This window comes from Nocardia rhizosphaerae (assembly GCF_042650365.1).
In the GTDB taxonomy this organism is placed as follows: Bacteria; Actinomycetota; Actinomycetes; order Mycobacteriales; family Mycobacteriaceae; genus Nocardia; species Nocardia rhizosphaerae.
The window spans coordinates 175904-197782 of sequence record NZ_JBHSBA010000003.1 but is presented as its reverse complement, the minus strand read 5'-3'; the positions used below and the strand labels follow the sequence as shown (position 1 = coordinate 197782).

At 68.4% G+C, this 21879-nt stretch carries 28 protein-coding genes; 13 read left to right on the top strand and 15 right to left on the bottom strand.

All coding sequences use genetic code 11. The features are described 5' to 3' along the window. The first annotated feature begins 152 nt into the window (after positions 1–152). The 4 genes from ACFOW8_RS02470 (at position 153) to ACFOW8_RS02455 (ending at position 1610) form a co-directional block, all read left to right on the top strand. The gene (locus ACFOW8_RS02470) at positions 153–560 is read left to right on the top strand and encodes an SdpI family protein (protein ID WP_378544768.1); all 408 of its coding nucleotides are present in this window, start codon (positions 153–155) and stop codon (positions 558–560) included. A gap of 100 nt (positions 561–660) precedes the next feature. After that, entirely contained in the window at positions 661–960 is a 300-nt protein-coding gene (locus ACFOW8_RS02465) for a hypothetical protein (RefSeq protein WP_378544765.1), read from the top strand. 66 nt (positions 961–1026) lie between these two features. Further along, the gene (locus tag ACFOW8_RS02460) at positions 1027–1182 is read left to right on the top strand and encodes a hypothetical protein (protein ID WP_378544762.1); all 156 of its coding nucleotides are present in this window, start codon (positions 1027–1029) and stop codon (positions 1180–1182) included. An 86-nt stretch (positions 1183–1268) separates the two neighbouring features. Beyond that, complete coding sequence (locus tag ACFOW8_RS02455; RefSeq protein WP_378544759.1) at positions 1269–1610, top strand: hypothetical protein; 342 nt, start codon at positions 1269–1271, stop codon at positions 1608–1610. A 34-nt stretch (positions 1611–1644) separates the two neighbouring features. On the opposite strand, the gene ACFOW8_RS02450 is transcribed toward ACFOW8_RS02455, so the two are convergent. The 4 genes from ACFOW8_RS02450 to ACFOW8_RS02435 are packed head-to-tail and all read right to left on the bottom strand — an operon-like array spanning position 1645 to position 6135. Further along, on the bottom strand, positions 1645–2694 hold the full coding sequence (locus ACFOW8_RS02450; RefSeq protein WP_378544756.1) for a pyridoxal phosphate-dependent aminotransferase: 1050 nt from the start codon (positions 2692–2694) through the stop codon (positions 1645–1647). Beyond that, the gene (locus tag ACFOW8_RS02445; protein WP_378544754.1) at positions 2691–3704 is read right to left on the bottom strand and encodes a 3-oxoacyl-ACP synthase III family protein; all 1014 of its coding nucleotides are present in this window, start codon (positions 3702–3704) and stop codon (positions 2691–2693) included. Before ACFOW8_RS02445 ends, ACFOW8_RS02450 begins: the two co-directional genes overlap by 4 nt. Positions 3705–3706: 2 nt before the next feature. Continuing rightward, complete coding sequence (locus ACFOW8_RS02440) at positions 3707–4363, bottom strand: SRPBCC family protein (protein ID WP_378544751.1); 657 nt, start codon at positions 4361–4363, stop codon at positions 3707–3709. Beyond that, positions 4360–6135, bottom strand: a complete 1776-nt coding sequence (locus ACFOW8_RS02435) for a thiamine pyrophosphate-binding protein (RefSeq protein ID WP_378544748.1) — start codon at positions 6133–6135, stop codon at positions 4360–4362. Before ACFOW8_RS02435 ends, ACFOW8_RS02440 begins: the two co-directional genes overlap by 4 nt. A 150-nt stretch (positions 6136–6285) precedes the next feature. On the opposite strand from ACFOW8_RS02435, the gene ACFOW8_RS02430 reads away from it, so the two are divergent. From ACFOW8_RS02430 to ACFOW8_RS02420, 3 genes are all read left to right on the top strand, one after another. Further along, positions 6286–6813 (top strand): EXLDI protein, encoded by a 528-nt coding sequence (locus ACFOW8_RS02430; RefSeq protein WP_378544745.1) that lies wholly within the window; start codon positions 6286–6288, stop codon positions 6811–6813. Positions 6814–6929: 116 nt separating this feature from the next. Next, positions 6930–7892: an ATP-binding cassette domain-containing protein gene (locus ACFOW8_RS02425; RefSeq protein WP_378544742.1), complete on the top strand. Its 963-nt coding sequence runs from the start codon at positions 6930–6932 to the stop codon at positions 7890–7892. Further along, positions 7889–8671, top strand: coding sequence for an ABC transporter permease (locus ACFOW8_RS02420; RefSeq protein WP_378544739.1), 783 nt, complete (start codon positions 7889–7891; stop codon positions 8669–8671). The genes ACFOW8_RS02425 and ACFOW8_RS02420 overlap by 4 nt, the downstream gene beginning before the upstream one ends. A gap of 49 nt (positions 8672–8720) precedes the next feature. Here ACFOW8_RS02420 and ACFOW8_RS02415 read toward each other — a convergent pair whose 3' ends face one another. The 3 genes from ACFOW8_RS02415 to ACFOW8_RS02405 all read right to left on the bottom strand — a co-directional run bounded on the left by ACFOW8_RS02415 (position 8721) and on the right by ACFOW8_RS02405 (position 10628). Further along, positions 8721–9419: a zf-HC2 domain-containing protein gene (locus ACFOW8_RS02415; RefSeq protein WP_378544736.1), complete on the bottom strand. Its 699-nt coding sequence runs from the start codon at positions 9417–9419 to the stop codon at positions 8721–8723. Then, positions 9416–9925, bottom strand: coding sequence for a sigma-70 family RNA polymerase sigma factor (locus tag ACFOW8_RS02410; RefSeq protein ID WP_378544734.1), 510 nt, complete (start codon positions 9923–9925; stop codon positions 9416–9418). The genes ACFOW8_RS02415 and ACFOW8_RS02410 overlap by 4 nt, the downstream gene beginning before the upstream one ends. A 64-nt stretch (positions 9926–9989) precedes the next feature. Next, a complete protein-coding gene (locus tag ACFOW8_RS02405; RefSeq protein WP_378544731.1) occupies positions 9990–10628 on the bottom strand; it encodes a YqgE/AlgH family protein in 639 nt (212 codons plus the stop codon). Between the two features lie 105 nt (positions 10629–10733). Between ACFOW8_RS02405 and ACFOW8_RS02400 the strand changes: the two genes are divergently transcribed. Continuing rightward, a complete protein-coding gene (locus ACFOW8_RS02400) occupies positions 10734–11495 on the top strand; it encodes a lysophospholipid acyltransferase family protein (RefSeq protein WP_378544729.1) in 762 nt (253 codons plus the stop codon). On the opposite strand, the gene ACFOW8_RS02395 is transcribed toward ACFOW8_RS02400, so the two are convergent. Next, positions 11489–11800: a GNAT family N-acetyltransferase gene (locus tag ACFOW8_RS02395; protein WP_378544726.1), complete on the bottom strand. Its 312-nt coding sequence runs from the start codon at positions 11798–11800 to the stop codon at positions 11489–11491. The genes ACFOW8_RS02400 and ACFOW8_RS02395 overlap by 7 nt on opposite strands. A gap of 33 nt (positions 11801–11833) precedes the next feature. On the opposite strand from ACFOW8_RS02395, the gene ACFOW8_RS02390 reads away from it, so the two are divergent. Next, positions 11834–12961 (top strand): glycerate kinase, encoded by a 1128-nt coding sequence (locus ACFOW8_RS02390; RefSeq protein ID WP_378544723.1) that lies wholly within the window; start codon positions 11834–11836, stop codon positions 12959–12961. Positions 12962–12967: 6 nt separating this feature from the next. Here ACFOW8_RS02390 and ACFOW8_RS02385 read toward each other — a convergent pair whose 3' ends face one another. After that, positions 12968–13348, bottom strand: coding sequence for a winged helix-turn-helix transcriptional regulator (locus tag ACFOW8_RS02385; protein WP_378544720.1), 381 nt, complete (start codon positions 13346–13348; stop codon positions 12968–12970). A gap of 142 nt (positions 13349–13490) precedes the next feature. On the opposite strand from ACFOW8_RS02385, the gene ACFOW8_RS02380 reads away from it, so the two are divergent. Then, complete coding sequence (locus ACFOW8_RS02380; RefSeq protein WP_378544717.1) at positions 13491–14369, top strand: NAD(P)-dependent oxidoreductase; 879 nt, start codon at positions 13491–13493, stop codon at positions 14367–14369. Positions 14370–14426: 57 nt separating this feature from the next. Here the strand turns inward: ACFOW8_RS02380 and ACFOW8_RS02375 are convergent, their stop codons facing one another. From ACFOW8_RS02375 to ACFOW8_RS02365, 3 genes are read right to left on the bottom strand one after another with little or no spacing between them, the layout of a single operon-like run. Continuing rightward, the gene (locus ACFOW8_RS02375; protein WP_378544714.1) at positions 14427–14663 is read right to left on the bottom strand and encodes a helix-turn-helix transcriptional regulator; all 237 of its coding nucleotides are present in this window, start codon (positions 14661–14663) and stop codon (positions 14427–14429) included. Continuing rightward, on the bottom strand, positions 14653–15495 hold the full coding sequence (locus ACFOW8_RS02370) for an ABC transporter permease (protein ID WP_378544711.1): 843 nt from the start codon (positions 15493–15495) through the stop codon (positions 14653–14655). The genes ACFOW8_RS02375 and ACFOW8_RS02370 overlap by 11 nt, the downstream gene beginning before the upstream one ends. Further along, positions 15492–16412 (bottom strand): ABC transporter ATP-binding protein, encoded by a 921-nt coding sequence (locus ACFOW8_RS02365; protein ID WP_378544708.1) that lies wholly within the window; start codon positions 16410–16412, stop codon positions 15492–15494. The genes ACFOW8_RS02370 and ACFOW8_RS02365 overlap by 4 nt, the downstream gene beginning before the upstream one ends. A 182-nt stretch (positions 16413–16594) precedes the next feature. Between ACFOW8_RS02365 and ACFOW8_RS02360 the strand changes: the two genes are divergently transcribed. Continuing rightward, on the top strand, positions 16595–17041 hold the full coding sequence (locus ACFOW8_RS02360; RefSeq protein WP_378544705.1) for a nitroreductase family deazaflavin-dependent oxidoreductase: 447 nt from the start codon (positions 16595–16597) through the stop codon (positions 17039–17041). Between the two features lie 135 nt (positions 17042–17176). On the opposite strand, the gene aroQ is transcribed toward ACFOW8_RS02360, so the two are convergent. Together aroQ and ACFOW8_RS02350 are read right to left on the bottom strand one after the other, a co-directional pair. Further along, positions 17177–17623, bottom strand: coding sequence for a type II 3-dehydroquinate dehydratase (aroQ, locus tag ACFOW8_RS02355; RefSeq protein WP_378544702.1), 447 nt, complete (start codon positions 17621–17623; stop codon positions 17177–17179). 15 nt (positions 17624–17638) lie between these two features. Next, on the bottom strand, positions 17639–18208 hold the full coding sequence (locus tag ACFOW8_RS02350; protein ID WP_378544699.1) for a hypothetical protein: 570 nt from the start codon (positions 18206–18208) through the stop codon (positions 17639–17641). A gap of 398 nt (positions 18209–18606) precedes the next feature. Here ACFOW8_RS02350 and ACFOW8_RS02345 point away from each other — a divergent pair, with 398 nt between their 5' ends. Both ACFOW8_RS02345 and ACFOW8_RS02340 read left to right on the top strand, forming a co-directional pair. After that, complete coding sequence (locus ACFOW8_RS02345; protein WP_378544696.1) at positions 18607–20286, top strand: NTF2-like N-terminal transpeptidase domain-containing protein; 1680 nt, start codon at positions 18607–18609, stop codon at positions 20284–20286. 85 nt (positions 20287–20371) lie between these two features. Beyond that, positions 20372–20728 carry a DUF3054 domain-containing protein gene (locus tag ACFOW8_RS02340; RefSeq protein ID WP_378544693.1) on the top strand — a complete coding sequence of 119 codons (357 nt, stop codon included), beginning with the start codon at positions 20372–20374 and terminating at the stop codon, positions 20726–20728. On the opposite strand, the gene ACFOW8_RS02335 is transcribed toward ACFOW8_RS02340, so the two are convergent. Further along, entirely contained in the window at positions 20658–21878 is a 1221-nt protein-coding gene (locus ACFOW8_RS02335; protein WP_378544690.1) for a lysylphosphatidylglycerol synthase transmembrane domain-containing protein, read from the bottom strand. The two genes, ACFOW8_RS02340 and ACFOW8_RS02335, sit on opposite strands and share 71 nt — an antisense overlap. Position 21879: the final 1 nt, after the last annotated feature.

Below are 21879 nucleotides of genomic sequence, written 5' to 3'. Positions count from 1 at the left end.
CCGATCCCCGGTAAACATCGTCTAACAGGGTAGAACGTCGGTGCCAGCCGATTTCTGACGGGCCGTGCCCTGCGATGCCGCCGTTGTGCGAGCGGTCACCTTCGCGGGGAGCGCGCGGTTGGGCCACCGCCCCGGTGCGCTAGCCTGCAGGAATGGTCGTCGTCGCTCCTCTGCTGTTCGCGCTGGCCGCGGTCGCCATCGTGACCGGCGTGCTCGGCTTGCTCGGCAAACTGCCCCGCAATCGCTTCCTCGGTGTCACCACCGAGGCCGCCATGCACAGCGACGACAACTTCCGTATCGCCAACCGCATCGCCGCGCCCACCTCGGTCGGCGCCGGCGCGCTGCTGTTCGCCGGTGGTCTGGTCGGCTTGATGGCCGGTGGTCTCGCGGGCTTCGGTGTCGCCCTCGTCGCCGCGGTGATCGCGATCTTCACCCTCGGTGCCGGTGCGAATGCCGCGGCGCGTGCCGTCGAGCCGCTGCTGCCGCCCGCCCCGGTCGGTGGCTGCGGTTCCTCCTGCGGCGGCTGCTCGCTGCGCGACACCTGCGCTCCGGCCAACTGACGCGACAGCGCACACCGATACCGAACGGTCATCTCGTGTTGGTGGCATGACCACGCGCTGAGCGGGTACAACGGAAGCAGAACCTGATTGGGGGAGCTTCGTGGGGTATTTCGGTTCGGCGGCTCTGGTCGCGCTCGCGGGAATCGTGGCTGCCGATTTCTGGCTGATTCCCGGGCTGGTGTTGATCGTTGTCGCGCTCGTGCTGGTAGTGGCCGGGATCGTCCGGCTCAGGTCCGAGAGCGACCCCCGCAAGCTCGGGCGCGGGAAGTGGGCCTCCGGTGGTGCGGCCGCGGGCGGGTACACCTATTTCGACAACGGTGGCGGCGGTGGGCACTCGCACAGTGACGGCGGCGGCAGTGGCTGCGGTGGCGGTGGCGGTGGCTGCGGTGGGGGAAGCTGACAGGCATGAGGTAGCACCCGGACAGGGGTCGACATGAATTGGTTCATGAGATCTGGAGACCTGGTCATGGCGTTCGCCGCGGCCGTACTCCTCGCCGTGATCGGCGCGAGCGTCATCAATAGATCGGTCATGGCGGCAGCACCCTTGCTGACCATCGCCGCCCTGGTCACCGCTGACGCCTTCCGGGACCTCGCCCGCGAAAACCGGCTGCCCTGGCGGTGACCGACCGCTCCCGGCGGGTGACAAGCGGTTCGTAAGCGGCGGCTTCTACCGTCACCGACGAAAGCCGGTTCAGCCGAGGAGGATCCATGGCGTTCACCGAATTCGTCGGCCTCGTCCTTGCCGTTGTCGTCACGATCGTCGGGGTGGTGCTGCTGGTGGCGGTGCCGACCGTGATCATCGCCGCGATCGCCAAGGCCATCGACTCATCACCCGCCCCGGTGCGGCCACGACCGGCCGCGCGTCGGCGCCCGCCCGGCGGATCCGGCTCGGGCTGGTCGACGTCCGGCGACAACGGCTGGAGTGCGGGATCGGGTAGCTGGTCCAGCGGGGGCGACGGCGGCGGTTCGACCAGCTGTGACACCGGTTGGACGAGCAGCTGCGGTGGGGGAAGTTCCAGCAGCTGCGGTGGCGGCGGCAGCAGCTGCTGAACTTCCCACGTCTGCGCCCCGGCCGGCGCGATGATCAGCGGCGCCGCACCGGCCGGATATCGCGGCGCAGGCCTGCGAGGGCGGTGCGGACGGCGTGGCCTGCGGCGGGGTCGCCGACGGTGATGCGGGCGCTGCCGTCGGGGTAGGGCTTCGCCTTGATGCCGGCCCGGCGCAGGGCGGTCGCCACCCCGGGGCCGGGTAGGTAGAGGAAGTTGGCACGGCTTCGTGGCGCGTTGATTCCCATGGCGCGCAACGACAGTCGCAGTTCCTCCCGTTCGCGGCCGATGCCTGCGACGCGCGCGTCGAGTTCGGCGCGCGCGGCGTAGCTGGCCCGGACGGCGGCGACCGCGGCGGCCGGAACCGCGAACGGCACCTGCTGAGCGCGGACGCGCGCGATCAGCTCGCCCCGGCCGATGCAGTAGCCGATCCGTAGCCCGGCCAGCCCGTACGCCTTCGAGAACGTCCGCAGGATCAGCAGATTCGGATGCCGGTGCAGCAGCGCGCAGGGGTCGAGGCGGTCGATGGGGTCGAGGAATTCGGCGTATGCCTCGTCGAGCAGGACCACGACCCGGCGCGGGATCGCGGTGAGGAACGAGCGCACGGCCGCGCCGTCGACGGCGGTGCCGGTCGGATTGTGCGGTCTGCACAGCACGACCAGCGCGGTGCGCCGGGTCATCGCGCGCCGGAGGGCGGTGAGGTCCTGGTGGCCTTCGCTATCGAGCGGGACCGGAACCAGCGGCATTCCCACCATCTCCGCCAGGATCGGATACCCATCGAAAGTAGGTGTCGCGCTGACGATTTCACCGGAGCCGAGGGCGCGGAGGATCTGCATGGCGACACCGGTGGCGCCGGCTCCGGCCACCACGTTCTCGGCCGGAACGCCGCAGTGCGTGCCGATGATGCGGGGCAGCAGTTCCGGCACGAACTCTGGATAGCGGTGTGCCGACGCGAGCGTGTCGGACACGGCCGCCAGTACCGAGGGCAGTGGCGGGAACGGATTCTCGCTGAGCGACAAATCGAACCGCGAATCTCGTGCCCGCACCAGCCGCGCGGGCAGCGACGGTTCGGCCAGCCCCACGCTCATCGCGCCGCGCCCCAGCGCACCGCCGCCGCGCCGGCGAAATCACCCGCGTGCGCGAAGGCCGACATGAGCACCACCGACCCGTTGCGCAACCGTCCGGCCCGGTTCTCCGCATCCAGGGTCACCGGAATGCCCGCCGCGAACAGGTTGCCGCACCGATCGAAAGTATCGGGATGACGTTCGGCGGGCAGTTCCAGCGCGTCGTGCCAGTTGCGCAGGAAAAGCCGATTCGGCTGATTGGTGACGAAGGTGTCGATATCGCGGCCCTTCACCCCGATGTGATCGCACACCGTCAGCGCCACCTCGGGCACGAGCCGATTACCGCGCGCGAACACCTTGGTGATCTTCGATTCGGTGAAACTCACACACCCCTGTCCCTCGCCGGGTTCCCAGTACTTGCGCTGGCCGTTGGTGGAGAACTCCATATCACCGGCGAATTCGGGGTACGTGCGGCATACGATGTCGAGGATCGGGGCCGAATCGTCCTTGCGCAACAGACCGACACCGCAGCCGTCGCCAGGGACCGGCGCCTGGGCCAGTTTGCGGATATCGGGCTGGGTGAACACCGGGCCCGCGCAATTCTGGGTGGCCACGATCAGGGCGGTGCGCGCGTCGCTGGTTGCCATCAGCATCCGGGCCAGCGACATCATGTGCACGAAGGCCGCGCAGCCGCCGTTGTGCACGTCGAGCACATGCGCCGGTTTCGCCCCGAGCCGCCGCGCCAGTTCCGGGCCGGCGCCCATGACCGGATTGTCGGGTAGCTGGGTGTGGGTGATGATGATGTCGATTTCCGCCGCGAGATTCTCGCCGTGGCGTTCCCGCAGCGGCGCGAAGGCACGTTCGGCCATGTCGACGGCCGTCTCGTCGCGGTCGATGTGATGCCGCCCCGAAGGCGAACGGAACATCACGTTCTTCGCCATCCGGTCGGACCGGGAGAACTGGGTGAAGTATTCGGTCGGGACCGGGTCGCCGGGCAGGTAGCTCGCGACGTCGATCAGACTCACTGTCGGCATGTTCACTGCATCCACTCCGGCTTGATCGGCAGCCCGTTGGCGGCACGGTACTCACAAATGGCTTTGAGGTTGTCCAGCTCGAGCTGGTGTCCGGCGGAGAACATCTCCCAGAAATCACCGACCCACACCGGGCGCTTGGGCGGCGCGGTCTCGGGGTAGCCGTTCTCGTCGTAGAACGGGTGCTTGCAGTTGACCCACAGCACCACCGATCCCGGCTTGTCGAACACCACCTGCGCGTCCACCACCCGCATCAGATAGATCATCCACAGGTGGGCGGATTGGTCCCAGGCGCAGTGATAGTCCACCGTCATCGCGTCGGGATGGGCGATGGTCCTGGTAAAACATTTGGTGGTGTCGCCGAGGCGGTCGTACGACAGCCACAGTCCCGGTTCGTCGGTCTCGGTGAAGCCGCGCAGGCTGTAGGTCCACTCCTCCAGCGAACGGGTGTCGGCCAGATACTCGAAGACCTCGCGCGGTGGGGCCGCGATATAGGTTTGCACGGGGCAGTATTCGCCGTAGATCTGGTCGTGCGGATACACCGAACGCAGCATGTCCATGATGATCGGTGTGGTGGCCTCCTTGTCGGAGTTCTCGATCCGCAGGACGCCGGGGATCACCTCGTCGGGAATGTCGCTGAGTGCGGGGAGGCTGGTGGTCACGGAGTACTCCTCGAAGCGTCGATGGTCGACAGGAAGGGCTGGAAGGGCGGTATTTCGTCGGGGTCGCAGAGGATTTCGACCAGTGCGGGTCCGGTGGCCGCGAAGGCGGCATCCAGAGCGCCGGTCAGTTCGCCGGGCTCGGTGACGGTGCGCACCGGCAGACCGGGGAACATGGCCGCGACGCCCGCGCCGAGTTCGGTGGGTCGGAAACGGTTGAAGCTGTAGCGGTCTCGGTAGTAGAGCTGTTCTCGGGTGACGCACATGGCGTGTGCGTTGTTGTTCAGGACGATGAAGGTCATCGGCAGGTGGTATTCGACGGCTGTGTGCAACTCCATGCCGTGCATGAAGAACGAACCGTCGCCGGCGATCACGATCGTGCGATGCGGACCGTCGGCGGCGTCGTGCCGGGCGAAGGCGGAGCCGATGCCGGCCCCGAAGGCATAGCCCATGCCACCCATCCCGAGGGCGACCACGAAACGTCCGCCCGCGGGCACCCGTAGGTAATGCACCACGGAGGCGCCGGTGTTACCGGCATCGGCGAAAATGTCCGCACCGGCGGGGAGCCGGCGTTCGATCGATTCGACGATGGTGCGGTAGCGCAGGCCCGGCCCGTCGGCCGCGGGCACCGTCATCGGGGTGAGGTGGGTCTGTTCCTGCGCGGGCCGGCTCGGGGCGGTGCCGATCCGGGACAGCAGCTCGGCGATGGCCGCGGCCAGATCGGTCGCGGTGACGTGGCGCGCGGCTGGAAAGGGCGGCAGCGCACCGATACTGAGCACCGGGACGGCGGCGAGCGCGGTGTCGAGGCCTGCCAGTGCGGTCACCGGCATCCTGGTGCCGACCAGCAGGCAGGCGCTCGCCGCGGTGAGCGCCTCGGCCAGTTCGGGATGGCCCATGCTGCCCGCCACTCCGCAGTAGCCGGGGCCGGAATTACGGTAGACGTCCTTGGCGTCGGGGGCGAGGCCGATGGCGGCATCGAGCGCGTCGACCAGGTCGGCGAGTTCGGTACGGGCATCGTTCCTGGCGACCTGATCACCGGCGATGATCACGACCTTGCCGGTGCCGCGGGCGGTCGTCAGCGTGTCGGCGAGTTCGGCGTATGCCTGCGCGTCGACGATGCTGCCGTCACCGTAGGTAGCCGTCGGTTCGACGGCGAACGGTGCGATATCTCGGCGCGGCGGGCTGCCGGAGATCCTGTCGCCCAGACCGGGCGGCGCGATGGCATCGGCGGGGGACAAGTCCTCGACCGGCATCACCTGCTGCTGAACGTCTTTGGGCAACAGTAGTACCGCGGGGCCACCCGCCCGCGCCGCCGCGACCGCTGCCGCGAACTGCCCTGGCAACTCCGCCGGATCCTCGACCCGCGCGCAATACCGGCTGATGGTCGTGAACAACGCCACCGCGTCGATCGACTCGGCCCGCCCGCTCGAATCCTGAAATGCCCCATGGCCTTCCAGTGCCGTCGGGGGCTGGCCGATCAGCGCGAGCACCGGCACCCGTGAGGCGTAGGACTCGGCGAGCCCGGCCACGAGGTTCATCGCGCCGCCGCCGGAGGTGGCGGCGACGACGCCGAGCCCGCCGGTGCTGCGCGCGTACCCGTCGGCCATGGTGGCCGCGGAGAACTCGTGCTTGGCGATCACGCCGACCGGGTGCCCGTCCGCCTCGAAGATCGCGTCGTAGACGTCCTCGATATTGGCGCCGTCGACGCCGAATAGATGAGTGACCCCCAGTGCGGAGATCTCGTTCAGTAGATAGTCGACCACTCGGCCCGGCATCGGCCCTCCTCTTGCGCACCCGCGTTGACCAGCGGGCATCGACGGACGGATCGTCGCGTACATGAGTGATACGGCGGCGCGGCCCGGCCGGTTCACCGAGTGAGCGGATTCCCTCTTGTGTGTACGTATACTTCTACATATAGTTGGTTCATGCCCAACAAGACGATCTACGTTGCCGATGACGATCTGCCCCTGTTCCAGCGGGCGCAGGAGATCGTCGGCGGCAATCTGTCCGGCGCGGTCGTCGCCGCGTTGCGCCGCTTCATCGACCTGGAGGAAGGGCGCCAGGCCGGGTTCGACGAGATCGTCCTGCAGGTCGGTCGCGACGGCGTGCGGCAGGTGCGCTTCCAGGGATCGCTACTCGGCGACTGGCGCGACATCGGCGACGATCGGGTCTTGCATCAGCAGGTGTACCGCAGTCGCAAGGGCAAGCTCGTGCTGCACACGCACACGGCGCTGTGGCAGGACTACCCGACCGGCGACGCCGCAGGCGATATGAAGGACTGGAAGTACTGGCGCCGGATGTTCGGCATCGGTGACCGGCCCTGGGATTGGGGCGACTACGAATACGAGATCTTCGACGACGTCGCCGCGCTGAAGGGCCGGATCCCGGACAAGCTCTACCGCAAGGTCTCCGACGTCTACTCGCATCCGCGAATCGAGGAGCTCGACATCTAGCTCCACGCACACCACAACCACATACCCACACCGACAACCGCGGCCCCTGGGGGCCGTGTCGATCACTCATGCGCTTATTCGCAGCAATGAATGTAATCCACTGGAAAGGGACGACCATGGTCAACTCGGCCATCACCGCGCGCGGCCTGCGCAAGGTCTACGGCGAACACACGGTGCTCGACGGCATCGACCTCACCGTCGCGGCGGGCACGATCTTCTCCCTGCTCGGGCCGAACGGCGCGGGCAAGACCACCACCGTGCAGATCCTCACCACCCTGATCGGCGCCGACGGCGGCGAGATCACCGTCGGCGGCAACGACGTGCTCGCCGATCGGGACGCCGTGCGCGAACTGATCGGCGTCACCGGGCAGTTCGCCGCCGTCGACGAACTTCTCACCGGCCGCGAGAACCTGCACATGATGGGCGATCTGAACCACCTCTCCCGGCGCGAGACCAGCGGGCTGGCCGCCGAACTGCTGGATCGCTTCGACCTGATCGAGGCCGCCGACAAGCCGGCGAGCACCTACTCCGGCGGCATGACCCGCAGGCTCGACCTGGCGATGACGCTGGTCGGCGACCCGCGGGTGATCTTCCTCGACGAGCCGACCACCGGGCTCGACCCGCGCAGCCGTCGCGCCATCTGGGACATCATCCGCGGTCTGGTCGACGATCGCGGTGTCACCGTCTTCCTCACCACCCAATACCTCGAGGAAGCCGATCAGCTGGCCGACCGGATCGCCGTCCTCGACCACGGCCGCATCGTCGCCGAGGGCACGGCGGCGGAACTGAAGCGGCTGGTCCCCGGCGGCTACATCCGCGTCGATTTCGCCGACCAGCAGGCACTTTCGGCGGCGCAGTACGCGCTCGGACCGGCCGCCAAGGTGCTCGACGGCGGCGATGGGCTCACCCTCGCCGTGCCGAGCGACGGCGGCGTGCGTTCGGTACGCGCCGTGCTCGACCTCCTCGACGCCGAGAACGTCGAAGCGGGCGGCATCTCCGTGCACACCCCGAACCTCGACGACGTCTTCCTCACCCTTACCGGCCGGGCCACCACCGAGCAGCAGGAGCAACTGGTATGACCACCATGACCGCCACCAAGAGCCACGCGTTCGCCGACACCATGACCATGCTGCGGCGCAACATCACCCACGCCAAGCGCTATCCGAGCATGGTCTTCGGCATCCTGATCATGCCGACCGTGCTGCTGCTCGTGTTCAACTTCGTCTTCGGTGGCGCGCTGGAGAAGTCCTCCGGCGGCGAGTACATCGACTATCTCGCACCGGGCATGCTGCTGTTGCTCCCCGCGTACCTGACCGTTTCGGTGGCCGTCTCGATCGCCACCGACAAGAGCAAGGGCATCGTGAATCGCTTCCGGGTGATGGCGATCTCGCAGTCGTCGATGCTCACCGGGCATGTGCTGGGCACCCTGATCCAGGCGATCGGTGGGATGACCCTGATGGCAGGTGTCGCCCTGTTGATCGGCTTCCGGCCGAACGCGAACGTCGCCGAATGGCTGGCCGCCTTCGGGCTGCTGGTCCTGGTGACCTTCGCCTTCTCCTGGCTTGCCATCGCGCTCGGCCTGCTCTCGCCCAATCCGGAAAGCGCGAGCAACGCACCGTTTCCGATCGTGATGCTGCCGTTCCTCGGCAGCGGTCTGGTCGCCACCGACACCATGCCGGTCGGCCTGCGCCAGTTCGCCGAGTACCAGCCCTTCACCCCGATCACCGAGACGCTGCGCGGGCTGCTGATGGGCACCGAGATCGGCGCCAACGGCTGGGTCTCGCTGGCCTGGTGCGCGGTGATCGCCGGTGGCGGGTACTTGTGGTCGCGGTCGATCTTCCGCAAGCAGACCAACTGAACATCGGGTCCAGCGAACAGCCCCGGATCCCCTCCGGGGCCGTTCGGCGTCAGACCTCGGCGACCAGAACTGTCCGGCCGGATTCCATCGAGGTGATCTCGACGGCATCGATGGCCTCGGGTGGGGCATCGATCGTGCGGTCCACCGTCAGTTCGGTGCCAGGCCCGGCAGGCCACTGGTCGAGCGGAATCCGCTGGTCACCCATGGTCACCACCAACCTGTAGTTCCAGCTCGGGCCGTAACCGTTGCTCGTGCCGCCGTAACTGCACGTCATCACCAGGCGGGTGCGTTCGCCGTCGCGGACCAGCTTCACCTGGGCCGAGATCGGCGTCTGCTCCAGTGCCTGCATCTGCTGCTGCGCGACGATCTGCTCGGTCGGCGTGCCCGACCCGGCGACGCTCACCGCCACCGGAACGGCGATCACCACCGCGGCGGCGGCCGCCGAGACGGCACCACCGATACCGAACATGCGCCTGCGGGTGCGGCGTCGCTGCGCCGCCGCGGCCAGGCTCGGCAGGAGATCGGGGACCCGCGGTGGTTCCGGCTCCGGCGAGGCCACCATCGACAGCGCGGTGTCCCGATCGACGAGCCCGAGCATGCCCGGCATGCCTGCCAACTCGGCGATCGCCTCCTGACAGTGCGGGCAGTCGCGCAGATGCGCTTCGTATTCGCGACGCTCGGCGGCACCGAGCGAGCCGAGGACGTAGGCGGCGTCCCAGGTGCTGTACTCGTCGGCGAGATCGGTCATCTGTTGGTCACCCCCATCTCCTGTAAGGCCAGGCGCATCGCGCGCATTCCATAATGCAGGCGCGACTTCACGGTGCCGGGCGGGATACCGAGCTCGTCGGCGATCTGCTGCATCCCGAGTCCGCGATAGTAGGCCCGCACGATCACCTCGCGGTGATCCGGGCTCAGTTTGCTGAGCGCGTCGGCGACCAGCCAGCCGTCGAGAGCGCGGTCGGACTGGTCGGGGCTCACCTGTTCCGGCGGCACGTCGGTGCCGAATTCGCGGCGGCTGCGCGCGCTGCGGTGTTCGTCGACGGCGAGGTTACGAGCCACGGTGAACAACCACGCGCGCGGTGAGGTGTCGGTCTGTTCCAGCACCGCGGGGCGCTGCCAGGCGCGCAGCAGCGTTTCCTGCACGATGTCCTCGGCCCGGCCCGCGTCGCGGACCAAGCCGAGGGTGTAACGCCAGAGCGCTGGTGCGTGCTCGGCGTACAGCGCGCGCATCAGTTCGTCGCGACTTCCGTCCATCGGCGGCCCTGATCACTGTTCGTCGGATTGCATGAGTTACTCCCTCGTCGAAGGAGTAACGGGGTCAGTTGCGTTCGAGTTCAATCGGATGGGTGGCGAGCAGGGCGAGTGGCAGCGGCTGGCGGCGCAGCACGGCCGCCCACAGGTCGTGCTGATCGGTGGCGAGTGGGTCCGACGGCAGCGCCGAGACCACGATCCAGTCGTCGTTGTCGAGCTCACCGTCGAGCTGTCCCATCGACCAGCCCGCGTAGCCCGCGAAGACCCGGATGCCCTCGATGAGCGGGCCGATCTCGGCCGGATCGGCGTCCAGGTCGACCAGCACCACCCGGCCGTCCACCCGGCGCAACCCACGCACCCCGGTGATATCCGCGCCGGCCCGCAGCATGCCGAGACACAGCGCCGCGTCGCGTTTGACCGGGCCACCGATGTACAGATCGCCCGGCGCGGCGGCCAGCGCGCTCCACGCGGGGAGCACCTCACCCACCGGCGTCTCGCTCGGCCGGTTCAGCACCACACCGAGACTGCCCGCGTCGTTGTGCTCGATGACGTACACCACTGTCCGCCGGAATGTCGGCTCGACCAGGTCGATCGCCGACACCAGCAGGTTGCCCGCGCGCACGCCCGCGAGAGGATGCCCGCGCCGCCGGTCATCACCGTGCTCGTCGCGAGTCCGGCGCTCGTCCGGGTCGTCTCCGCGTGCCACCCGGCCATCATCGCACTGGTACGGCGTCGCGCGCTCCCCGGCGACGATCCGCACCGGAAATTTTCTCGTCCGTCGGGCCGCCGACGCGACCGGTAGGGTCGCGGCATGCACTCGCCCGAGGTCCTTCTCGAAGACAGCGACGCCGTGTACGACTACTACCTGCGGCATCAGCAGAACCGCTGGAAAGCGCTGGCCTCCTATGCCGTGCTCGCCCGCCGGTTCCGGCCACGCGTCGTCTTCGCCGCCGGCGCGAAGGCGCGGGTGCGGGCCCTCGTGCGGAGTGGGCGGCCGGTGATCTACGCCATCAACCACCTCTCCACCAGCGATCCGTACACGGTGGCGGCGACGGCGTGGCGGTCTCCGTTGCGGTCCAAGATCGGCCGGGTCAGAGTGCTGGCCAAGGACGAGCTGTTCCTCGAACCCGAGCAGCGGCGCAAGGTCGACATGATGGGTGGGATTCCGGTCTTCCGCGGCAAGGACCACGGCATCAGGGCTGTCAACGCGGCTGGTCAGCGCATGATGGACGTGTGCGCGCAGCGGCTGGCCGCAGGCGATCACCTGGCGATCTTCCCCGAGGGCACCTGCAACGACGTCGACCCGGCTCAGGTGCAGGCGGTCGGCAGCGGGATCGGGCACATCGCGTTCCGCGCCGCCAAACTCGACGCGCCACCCGCCCTGGTCGCGATCGCGATGAGCTACGGTCCGCAACCCGATCCGGCGGTGGAACCGACCGTCGAGCAGGTGCGTTCGGCGAGCTTCTATTTCCGCGCACCTGTGCTCGAGTTGCCGCAGCGGCCCGCCGATATCGCTCGTTTCGTCAAGGACGAACTGCAGCACGCGGTCGACGGTGCCGTCGCGAACTACTGAGGCAGCCCGAACAGCGCGCGTGAGCGCTGCGGCACCAGCGCGATGTAGCCGGGGTGGGTCGTGACGAAGTGCAGCACCACCGGGCACAGCGGCAGCACCTCGAATCCCTCGGCCCTGCTGTCGTCCAGTGCCGCCGCGACCAGCACGTTCGCCAGTCCGCGGCCCTCGAACCCTGGGAAGACCTCGGTGTGCACGAGGGCGCGTTCGGCCCCGGTGTCCTGATACTCGATATAGCCTGCGGGAACCCCGTCGGCCGTCAGCTCGAACCGCTCGAGCGCGCTGTTTTTGCGGACCTCGGTCGCCATGCGTCGAAACTACTGGAAGGGGACAATGTCGAGATGACCAACGGACCCCGTGTGGTGCTCGCCCCCGACAAGTTCAAGGGCTCGCTCAGCGCGCCCGAGGTGGCCGCGGCGCTGGCGGCCGGGATCCGGCGGGCCGACCCGACCGCCGACGTGCGCTGTGTGCCGGTGGCCGACGGCGGTGACGGGATGGTCGACGCCTTCGTCGCGGCGGGGTGGAAACGGGTCGAGGTGGCCGCGCCAGGACCCACCGGCGAGCCGTCGACCGCGGTGTACGCGGTGCACGGCGCGACCGCGGTGGTCGAGCTCGCCGCCGCCGTCGGCGTGGCCAAACTGCCGGGCGGCAGACTCGATCCGCTCGGGTCCAACACCTACGGTCTCGGGGTCGTCGTCGCGCACGCGCTCGACAACGGCGCCGAGGAGATCGTGCTCGGGCTCGGCGGCAGCGCGTCGACCGACGGCGGGTCGGGGCTGCTGCGCGCGCTCGGCCTGCGCCTGCTCGACGCCGACGATCGCGAGCTCGACGGCGCCGACAGCGATGTCGCCACCCTGCTCGGCCGGGTGTCCTCGGTCGACCGGGCCGGGCTGCACCCGGCGATCGCGCGCACCGGCTTCACCCTGGCCTGCGATGTGGACAATCCGCTGCTCGGGCCGGCGGGCGCGGTCGCTGTCTTCGCACCGCAGAAGGGCGCCGACCCGGACCAGATGACCGAGCTGGAGGCCGCGCTCACCAACTGGGCCGCGGTGCTCGGCACCGGGTATGCCGAGATCGGCGGTGCCGGTGCGGCGGGCGGCACCGGTTTCGGCGTGCTCGCCGTGCTCGGAGCGCAGGTCCGCAGCGGTATCGAGGTGCTGATGGAGCTGCTGGAATTCCCCAGCCTGGTGGCCGATGCCACGCTGGTGGTGACCGGGGAGGGCTCGCTGGATCACCAGAGCATGCGCGGCAAGGCGCCGGTCGGGGTGGCGGCGGTTGCCAAGGCCGCCGGGGTGCCGGTGGTCGCCGCGGTCGGGCGGACCCTGTTGTCGCCGGGGGAGATTCGCGCCGCGGGATTCGTCGGGTGCTACGCGCTCAGCGACCTGGAACCCGATCCGGCATTGTCGATCGCGCACGCGGCCGAACTGCTCGAACAGGTCGGAGAGCGGATCGCGGCGCGGCGCTGGTGAAACCGGTCAGCTGGCGGCGACGGTCGCCGGCGCCGGGTCGAGCGGCCGGGCACCCGCCGGGGGTGACAGGACGGCGCGATGATCGTTGCCCCAGTGTTCGAGTGGTTCCAGCGCCTGCCGCAGGGTCTCACCGAGCGGGGTGAGCGAGTACTCGACGCGCGGCGGAATCTCGGGATAGACCTCCCGATGCACCACCCCGGACTGCTCGAGGTGACGCAAGTTCTCGGCGAGCACCTTCTCGCTCACCCCGTCGAGCAGCCGCCGGATGTGCCCGAACCGCTGCGGCCCTTCGCCGAGCACCCACATCAGGTGCAGGCGCCACTTACCGCCGACGACGTCGATGGCCAGGCTCATGCCGCACACATCGTGATCTGCGTCACTGTTCATCTCCGGGTTGCCTCTCTGACCGTAATTCGAACCTCTGGGTAAGCAACCGCACGTCGACGTTCGGTCTTCCCCGACGATACCGACCCGGCCACCATGGATCTCGGCGCCGAACCAGCAAGCAACGAGAATCGAAGGAGAACACATGTCCGAGCAGAACAACCGCTCCGTCTCCGTGCTCGGCCTCGGCCCGATGGGGCAGTCGATGGTGCGGGCCTTCCTGGCGGCAGGCGTCGAGGTCACCGTGTGGAACCGCAGTACGGCCAAGGTGGACGCCATGGTGGAGCTGGGTGCCAAGCGGGCCGAATCGGTGGCCGAGGCGCTCGCCGCGAACGAGGTGGCGGTGTTGAGCCTGACCCACTACGCCGCCATGTACGACGTGCTCGGCCAGGCGCCGGAAGCGCTGGCGGGCAAGGTGATCGCCAACCTGTCGTCGGACTCGCCGGAGAAGGCACGGGCCGGTGCGGCCTGGGTCCGTGAACGCGGTGCGGAGTTCGTCTCCGGTGGCGTGATGTCGGCGGGCGACAATATCTCCCACCCCGCGTCCTACATCTTCTACAGCGGCCCGAAGGCGGTGTTCGACGCGCACGCCGAGCTGCTGCGCCCGCTCAGCCCACAGGAGTACCTCGGCGAGGACGACGGTCTGGCACAGATCTACTACCAGGCCTTGCTGACCATCTTCCACCCCTGGCTGCTCGCCTTCGACCAGGCCACCGCGATGATCGCGAAGTCCGGTCACGACATCGCCGCCTTCCTCCCGTTCGCGATCCGTTCCAGCGAGGCCTTCCCCTACTTCATGACGGAGTTCTCGCAGGCCAACGCGGCCGGTGGCTGGGCCGACCTGGCGAGCCTGAAGATGATGGACGCCGGTGCGCAGCACATCATCGACGCCAGCGAGGAGGTGGGCGTCGACGCGAAGATCTCGCACCTGGCTCAGTCCTACTGGCGCAAGGCCGTCGCCGCCAGCGAGGCCGCGGGCAAGCCGGTCTCCACCTTCGAGCTGATCAGCGAGCTCGACCTCTGATCGGCACGGCCTGAACCACCGACGAACCGCCCGGCATTCGAAGCCGGGCGGTTCGTTTCATGCGGTCTCGGTGCCGAGGCGTGGGAACGGCTCGGTCGAGAACACCACCTCCACCGCCACCTCGAAGTAGGCGGCGATGCGCAGCGCGAGGTGCAGGCTGGGGCTGTACTCGCCGCGTTCGAGGTAGCCGACGGTCTGGTAATGCACGCCCAGCGCCTCGGCCAGGTCCCGCCGGGAGATGCCGCGTTCGGCCCGCAGCATCGCGATGCGGTTGTAGATGACCTCAGAAGGCACGCTGCATCGCCTTTTCCCTTCGTGTCGCCATGGTCGCGCCGGACTCGCGCCCGGCCATCCGCCGCAGCACCACCGGTGCGATCAGCAGTCCGATCACCGCCCAGACACCGAGTACCGCAACGGTTTCCAGGTGCCGCCAGGACTGGCCGAGTTCGATCGCGACCGCATCGGCGGGCAGCAGCGCCGAGCGCATCCCTAGGCCGAGCCAGTACATCGGGAACACCTGGCCGACCGCCTGCAGCCAGCCGGGCAGCGCGGTGATCGGATAGAAGATGCCGGAAATGGCCATGAGACCCATCAGCGGCATGGTGAGCAGGAAGGCCGTTCTGGTGTCGAGGACGCTGCCGAGGATCGCGCCCCATGGCAGCACCGCGAGCAGGCCGATGACCACGACCCACGCGAAGGTCGTGATCGCGCCGACGCTGGTCAGCGAGGATCCACCGATGATCACCATGCCCACCCCGAGCACGATAACGACCTGCCCGATCGCCGAACTCGCGGTGGCCACGATCTTGCCGGTGAAGTAGCCGGTCATGCCGCGCGGCACCGCCTTCGCGCGCAGCAGGGTGCCGTCCTCCCGGTCGAGGACCAGCACATTGAGCAGGGCGTACATGCCGTTGAACGCGATGATCCCGCCGAGCAGCCCTGGCACGGCGAGTTCGGCGACCGACAGTCCGCTCTCGCCGTACATCTTGCCGCGCAGCAGGAACAGCACGCCGAGCGTGATGGCGGGGGTGAGGAACTGGCCGATCAGATCCGGCGCGTTGGTGTAGAGCTGGCGCAGCTCGATGCCGCCGCGGGCGAGACCGGCGCGAATGGCCGAGGTGTTCATCGGGTGACCTCCGCGAGCGTGTGGACGGCTTCGCCTGCGTCGGCCCGCCGGACCAGGGTCATGTAGGTGTCCTCCAGCGAGGCGCGGCGCACGTCCAGATCGCCGATGCCCTCGCCGTGCTGTTTGAACAGCTCGTGTACATATTTGGTCGCCTCGGTGGTGGTGTGGACGAAGCGCTGCCCGTCGACGGTCCAGCTCACCTGTGATTCGCCTGCGACCGAGCGGGCCAGTTCGTCGGGCGAGCCGTCGGCGATCACGCGGCCACCCGCCAGGATCAGGATGCGGTCGGCCAGCTTCTCGGCCTCGTCCAGATCGTGCGTGGTGAGCAGGACCGTGGTGTCCTCGAGATCGGCGAGCCGGTGCACGAGGTCGTGGAAATCGCGCCGGGCGGCCGGGTCGAAGCCCGCGGTCGGCTCGTCCATGAACAGCAGTTCCGGTCGGCCGACGACGCCGATGGCCACATCGAGCCTGCGTCGCTGCCCGCCGGACAGCGTGGCGATCTTTGCGTCGGCGTGGTCGGTGAGACCGACCAGCTCGATGAGTTGATCGGTGTCCCAAGGCCGTTGGACACCGGCGGTGGCATAGGGCCGGTAGTATCCGCCGAGGTGGGCGAGCAGTTCGCGCACCCGCCATTTCGCGTGGTCGCGCCAGGATTGCAAGACGACGCCGATCCGCGCGCGCCACTGTTCATCACCGTGTTCGGGATCGGTACCCAGCACGCCGACCTGCCCGGCCGACCTCCTGCGAAACCCCTCGAGGATCTCGATCGTGGTGGTTTTGCCCGTGCCGTTGGGCCCGAGCATGACGAGCACCTCCCCGCGCTTCGCTTGAAACGTCACGTCGTGCAGTACGTCCGACTCGTCGTACCGCATCCGCAATCGCTGGACGTCGAGAACGACGCCGTTACTCGAAGTCATGAGTCCTCCCAGTCATCGACCTTCGATGATATGTAGCATAAGTACTACATATCATCGCGTCAATGCTTCGGCGGAGCGCGAGTTCGAGCAAATAGAGAGCACTGCTCTTGACAATGCGACATGCGGGGCCGCACACTTGCCTCATCAACAGAGAGCAGTGCTCACGTTTCGGAGGTAAGGCAATGAGCGACACCGCCCGCTACATCGGACCCACCGGCATCGACCCGATCGTCAACAAGATCGCGAACCTGCTGCCGAGGCTGGGGATCAGCATCATGGGGTCGCGGCAGCTGGCGGTGCGCGGCCGCAAGAGCGGCGAATGGCGCACCGCCATGGTCAACGTGCTCACCGGCGACGACGGTGTCCGCTACCTGGTCGCTCCGCGCGGGCACACCCAGTGGGTTCGTAACCTGCGTGTCGCGGGCAGTGGCGAACTGCGCCTCGGGCGCAAGGTCGAATCCTTCACCGCCACCGAGGTTCCCGACCATGCGAAGATCCCGGTGCTGCGCCGGTATCTGGAGAAGTGGGGGTGGGAGGTCGGCAAGTTCTTCGAAGGCCTCGACAAGAACGCTACCGATGACGAGCTCGTGGCTATTGCGTCTGGGTTTCCGGTGTTTCGGCTGGTTTAGGGGGTTGCTTGGGGTATATGTCGCTTAGGGAGTTCTATTGGTTGGTTGGGACCGGGCTCAGCGTCCACTTTCCCGCCGATCCGTCGCGCACGGGACCTGTGCAGCGATGAGTGTGCGCCCAGCGCTGTCGTTGCCCTATCGTGCGCCGAGAAACTCGATGGCCGCCGCGTACCCCTGGATCCCCAGGCCCGCGATCACCGCGGTCGCGATCGGAGAGACGTAGGAGTGATGGCGGAACTCCTCGCGGGCGTGCACATTGCTGATGTGCACCTCGACGATCGGCACCTCGGGGATCACCAGCGCATCGCGTAGCGCCACCGAGGTGTGGGTGAGCCCGCCCGGATTGATCACGATGGCCGACACCTCGCCGCGCGCCTGCTGGATCCGATCGATCAGGGCGCCCTCGTGATTCGACTGGAATGCCACCACCTCGCGGCCGAATCGGGCGGCGGTGCGTTCGCACAGCGCTACCACGTCGTCGAGGGTGTCGGCACCGTAGATCTCCGGCTGCCGCGTGCCGAGCATGTTCAGGTTCGGCCCGTTGAGTACCAGAATCGGACCGGTGGCCTGCACGTTCTCCATGCAGGCCACCTTAATTCACAACCCCTGTGGCCCTTCCGACCGCAGGTCGTCGACCTTGCGCATGGCCTCGCGGAGTTCGGCCAGCCAGCTCTCGGCGTGCTTGCCCGCCAGCTTCACGGTCCAGGCCAGTGCGTCGGCGCGGGACCGGGCCACGCCCGCGTCGATCAGGGTGTCGAGCACCTGGCGTTCGGGCTGGCGCAGCCGGGTCATCACCGGAACGGCCAGGTGGGTGAACAGGATTCGCTCACCGTCGACCTCGACGCCCCAGGCCACGCTGCGGCGATAACGTCGCTGTGCCTCGTCGGCGATCTGCATCCTGGCGGGCCGGGTGGACTCGCGGAAGCGGGCGAGCGCGCCTTCTTTCGTCGCTGACGAAACCGGTGCGTCGTCGGTGGATTCGGGTGTCGGTAGCTCACCGACGACCACGATCTCGTCGCGGTCGATCTCGATCTGGGGCGGGCCGGTGAACCAGTCGGCGGGCAATCGGCCGGCGAACCAGTCGGGGGCGTCGGCGGGATCGGGGAGGTCGGCTTGCTGCCAGCCGCCGGGGCGGCCGAATCCGCGTTCGCGATGGGCGTTCCGCATGGAAATCACCTGCTGTCCGTGTTGTCTCCGTTGCGATGATTACAAGATTACGCCCTTATTGGTATTGCTGTTTATGCTCTGCGTGAACGCCGTTCTTTCCGGTTCGGCCCCCTCGTCCGCACTGGGTTGAGCGTCGGCGGGTCTGGGTATCCTCGCGTTGAATCGCCGGACAATGCGAGATCCGCACCAGCGGGCGGGTCTGCCGGTACGGTTGGCGCGCCAGTTGTTGCCACTGGCTGGGCGAGGTTCGGAATCGGCCCCTCAGCGGGGGGAGATATCGGGCACAATCGAGGTGCTGAGGTCGGGGTAGCTACCCGTGTTGCCGTGGCATCGGAGACGGGTCAACTTCCGGTACGGTGGATTTGTTACTGGAGTGGCAAGAGTGAAGAGTGGGCGATATGGATGTGTGGGGATCCCGCCGCTTTCGCGTCCGGGGCGCAGTGGCGATCGCGGGGGTTGCGACCCTCGCCATGGCGCTGTGCTCGTGTGGGGTGGGGGAAACACCGAGTGAGTCCGAAACAGTTGTCCAGCGGTTCACCGACCTGCTCGACGAACAGGACTACGCCGAAGCCGCCGAGCTGACCTCCTATCCCGCTGCCGCCTCGGCAACCCTGAAGCAAATGTTCGAGGGCCTGGCGACTGGAACGGTCGACTACGAGAAGACCCAGGTCATCGACCTCGACGCGCAGTCGGCGATCTTCAGCATGGACGTCGCCTGGAATTTCGGGGAGCGCAAGGACTGGACCTACACCCTGCAGGGCACCGTCCGTAAGCTCGCCATCGGCTGGCGGATCACCTGGGACTCCTCGGTGGTCATGCCGCATCTGACGAACAACCGCACCGTGAAACTGGTGCGCACCACCGCGAAACCGCCGCCGCGGGTGATCGATCTGGCCGGTGATCCGCTGATGATCGAGCAGATCATCAATGTCATCAAGATCGATCCGAGCCGCACCGGCGACCTCGTCGGGACCACCAACGCGCTGGCCGCTGCCATCGAGCCGGTCGCGCCGCTGATCACCGGGCCGTCACTGATGCAGGAAATCGCCGCATCGCAGGGACAGCCGATCGTGGCGGTGAACCTGCGCGAGGGCGACTTCGCCATCCTGGAGCCGCGGATGGCGGCCGTGCCCGGCGTGGTGATGGAGAAGCAGCCCAAGCTGATCTCGGCCGACCGGCGCACCTGGTCGCCCATGCTCGACGCGCTGCGCGAGGTGTGGGTGGACAGCCAGGAGGAAACCTCGGGGTGGGGCGTGCAGATCTTCGAGCCCGACGGCCGGTTCGTCGACCAGGTCGCCGGGTATCAGGGTCCGGCCGGGCCCGATATCTCCGCGACGATGGACCAGCGACTCCAGCGCGCGGCCGAGGACGCGGTCGTCAGCGTGGGTACGCCGGCCTCGGTGGTGGCCATCCAGCCGTCGACCGGCGCGGTCGTCGCCGTCGCGCAGAACAGCTACGCCTCGGAGAAGGGGCCGATCGCCTTCACCGGGCTGTACCCGGCCGGTGGCGCGATGGAGCTGTTCCGCACGGTGGCCGCCGCCGCCAAGAACAAGGCGCCGCAGGATGTTTCGGACCAGGAGGCCGCCGAGGCGGCCACCGCGCTCGGCGTCGGCGTCGACTTCAAGGTGCCGGGTCTCGACGAGGTGACCGGCCGGATCAGCACCCCTGGCCGCAGCACCGAGCAGGTGCGCCAGGGCCCCGGCGCCGACGCGGTGCTGGCCAGCCCGTTCGGGATGGCGATCGCCGCGGCCGCCATCGTCCGCGGTTCGGTGGTCCCGCCGATGATCGAGAACGGCACCCCGAGCACCACCGAGACCCCGATTCCGGCACTGCCCCAGCCCGCGGTCGACCGGTTGCGCGCCATGATGCACGAGGGCATCGGCAAGCCGGAAACCGCGGCGCTGCGTGGCTTCCGCGATGTCACCGCCTTCACCGCGGACAGCGGCGCCGACGGCTGGCTGCTGGCCGCCATGGGCGACCTGGTCTTCGCGGTGCACATCACCGATATCGATGCGGGCAACGCCACCTCCCGGCTGGCCGCGGTCCTGCTGAAGTCGCTGGCGACGCCCGAGCCGTAAGTGCGGGTGTTCGTAGGAGAGCGGGCACTGCGCAGGGGCGGTGGCGCCGCTCTCGGTGCCAGATGCCGGCCGTTAGGCTGCTCACGTGAGGAGATTCGCGCCGCTGTTCGTCGATGTCGTCTTGGTGATCATCTTCTGTGCGATCGGCAGGCGCAGTCACGACGAGGCCGTGCTCGCCGGTCTGCTGAAGACCGTGTGGCCCTTCGGCATCGGCTTGCTCGTCGGCTGGGCGATCGCGGCCGTGCTCGCCCGCGGCACGAGGTTCGACGCGACCGCATTGTGGCCGACAGGAGTCGTCATCTGGGCTGGCACGCTGGTCGGCGGGATGACGCTGCGGGCCGTCAGCGATCAGGGCGTGGCGGTGAGCTTCGTCATCGTCGCCGCCACCGTGCTCGCGCTGTTCCTGCTCGGCTGGCGTGGCGCGATCCGCGCGTTGCGGTGACATCGGGCCAGTCCGGTTCCGCCGATCCGCCTGCTGGTGCTTCGGTCTCGCCGCGCCGCATTCTGGCCTGCAGCGGCGAGGCGGAGAAGTACTCCTGTTCGTAGGCCGCTTCGTCGGCCTGCGGGGTGCGGTACAGGAACGCGAAGACGATCCAGCCGACGATCGCGACCAGGATGAAACTCACCAGCCGGTACACGAACGCCGCGGCCACCGCCTGCGCCGCGGGCAGGCCCGCGCCGACGGTCAGACCGTAGATCAGGGTCGCGTCGACGTAGACGATGCCGCCGGGCGCGAACGGGATGGAACCGACGGCCTTGCCCGCGGTGAACGCGATGAGCAGCCCCGACAGCTTCGGATCGGCACCGATCGCGTAGCAGGCCGCGCCGAGACACGCCACGTCGGCGAACCGGTGCACCAGCGCCCACACGCCGACCAGTGCCCCGTCCTTCTTGCCGAGGTCGACCGACTCGAGCTGATTCCTGATCTCGGCGAGCTTGCCGATGCCGGTATCGGCGGGCTTGCGCCGGATCCGGTTCACCAGCGCGAGCACCTTGCGCAGGATCGCCTCCAGCGTGCCGGGATGGCGAGCCAGATAGTTGCCTGCGAACAGCACGACCGCGAGCACCACCAGCGACGCGATGAGCTTGCCGCCGATCTGATTGCCGACAAGCAGCGCCCCCGCGATGCCGAGCAGGGCCAGCCCGGCCGCGGCGACGACGCCGGAGAACACCAGCTGCCACGACGCCACGATCGGGCTCGCGCCCCAGCGCCGGGTCTGCCGGTAGGTGAAGGCGGTGGAGAACACCTGACCGGCGGGCAGGGTCACCGACATGGCGGTCGCGCCGTACACCACCGACACCGACTTGCGCTGGCTGACGTCCACCCCGCCCGCGTGCAGCAGCTGCTTCTGCACCCGCCCGAACCCGCTCATCGACATCGCCTGCAGCACGATGCACAGCACCAGCCAGCCCCAGTGGATCTCGGTGAGAGTGCGCCACGACTCGTGCAGCCGCGGCCACAGATAGACGCCCTCCCCGATGAGCAGGGCGAGCAGCAGCACACCGAGCACCCATTTCACCCACCGGAACCGGCGGCGGCGCCCGGCCGGGGGCGAAGTGGGATCGCCTGCTAGGTCGCCGTCGGCCGTCACG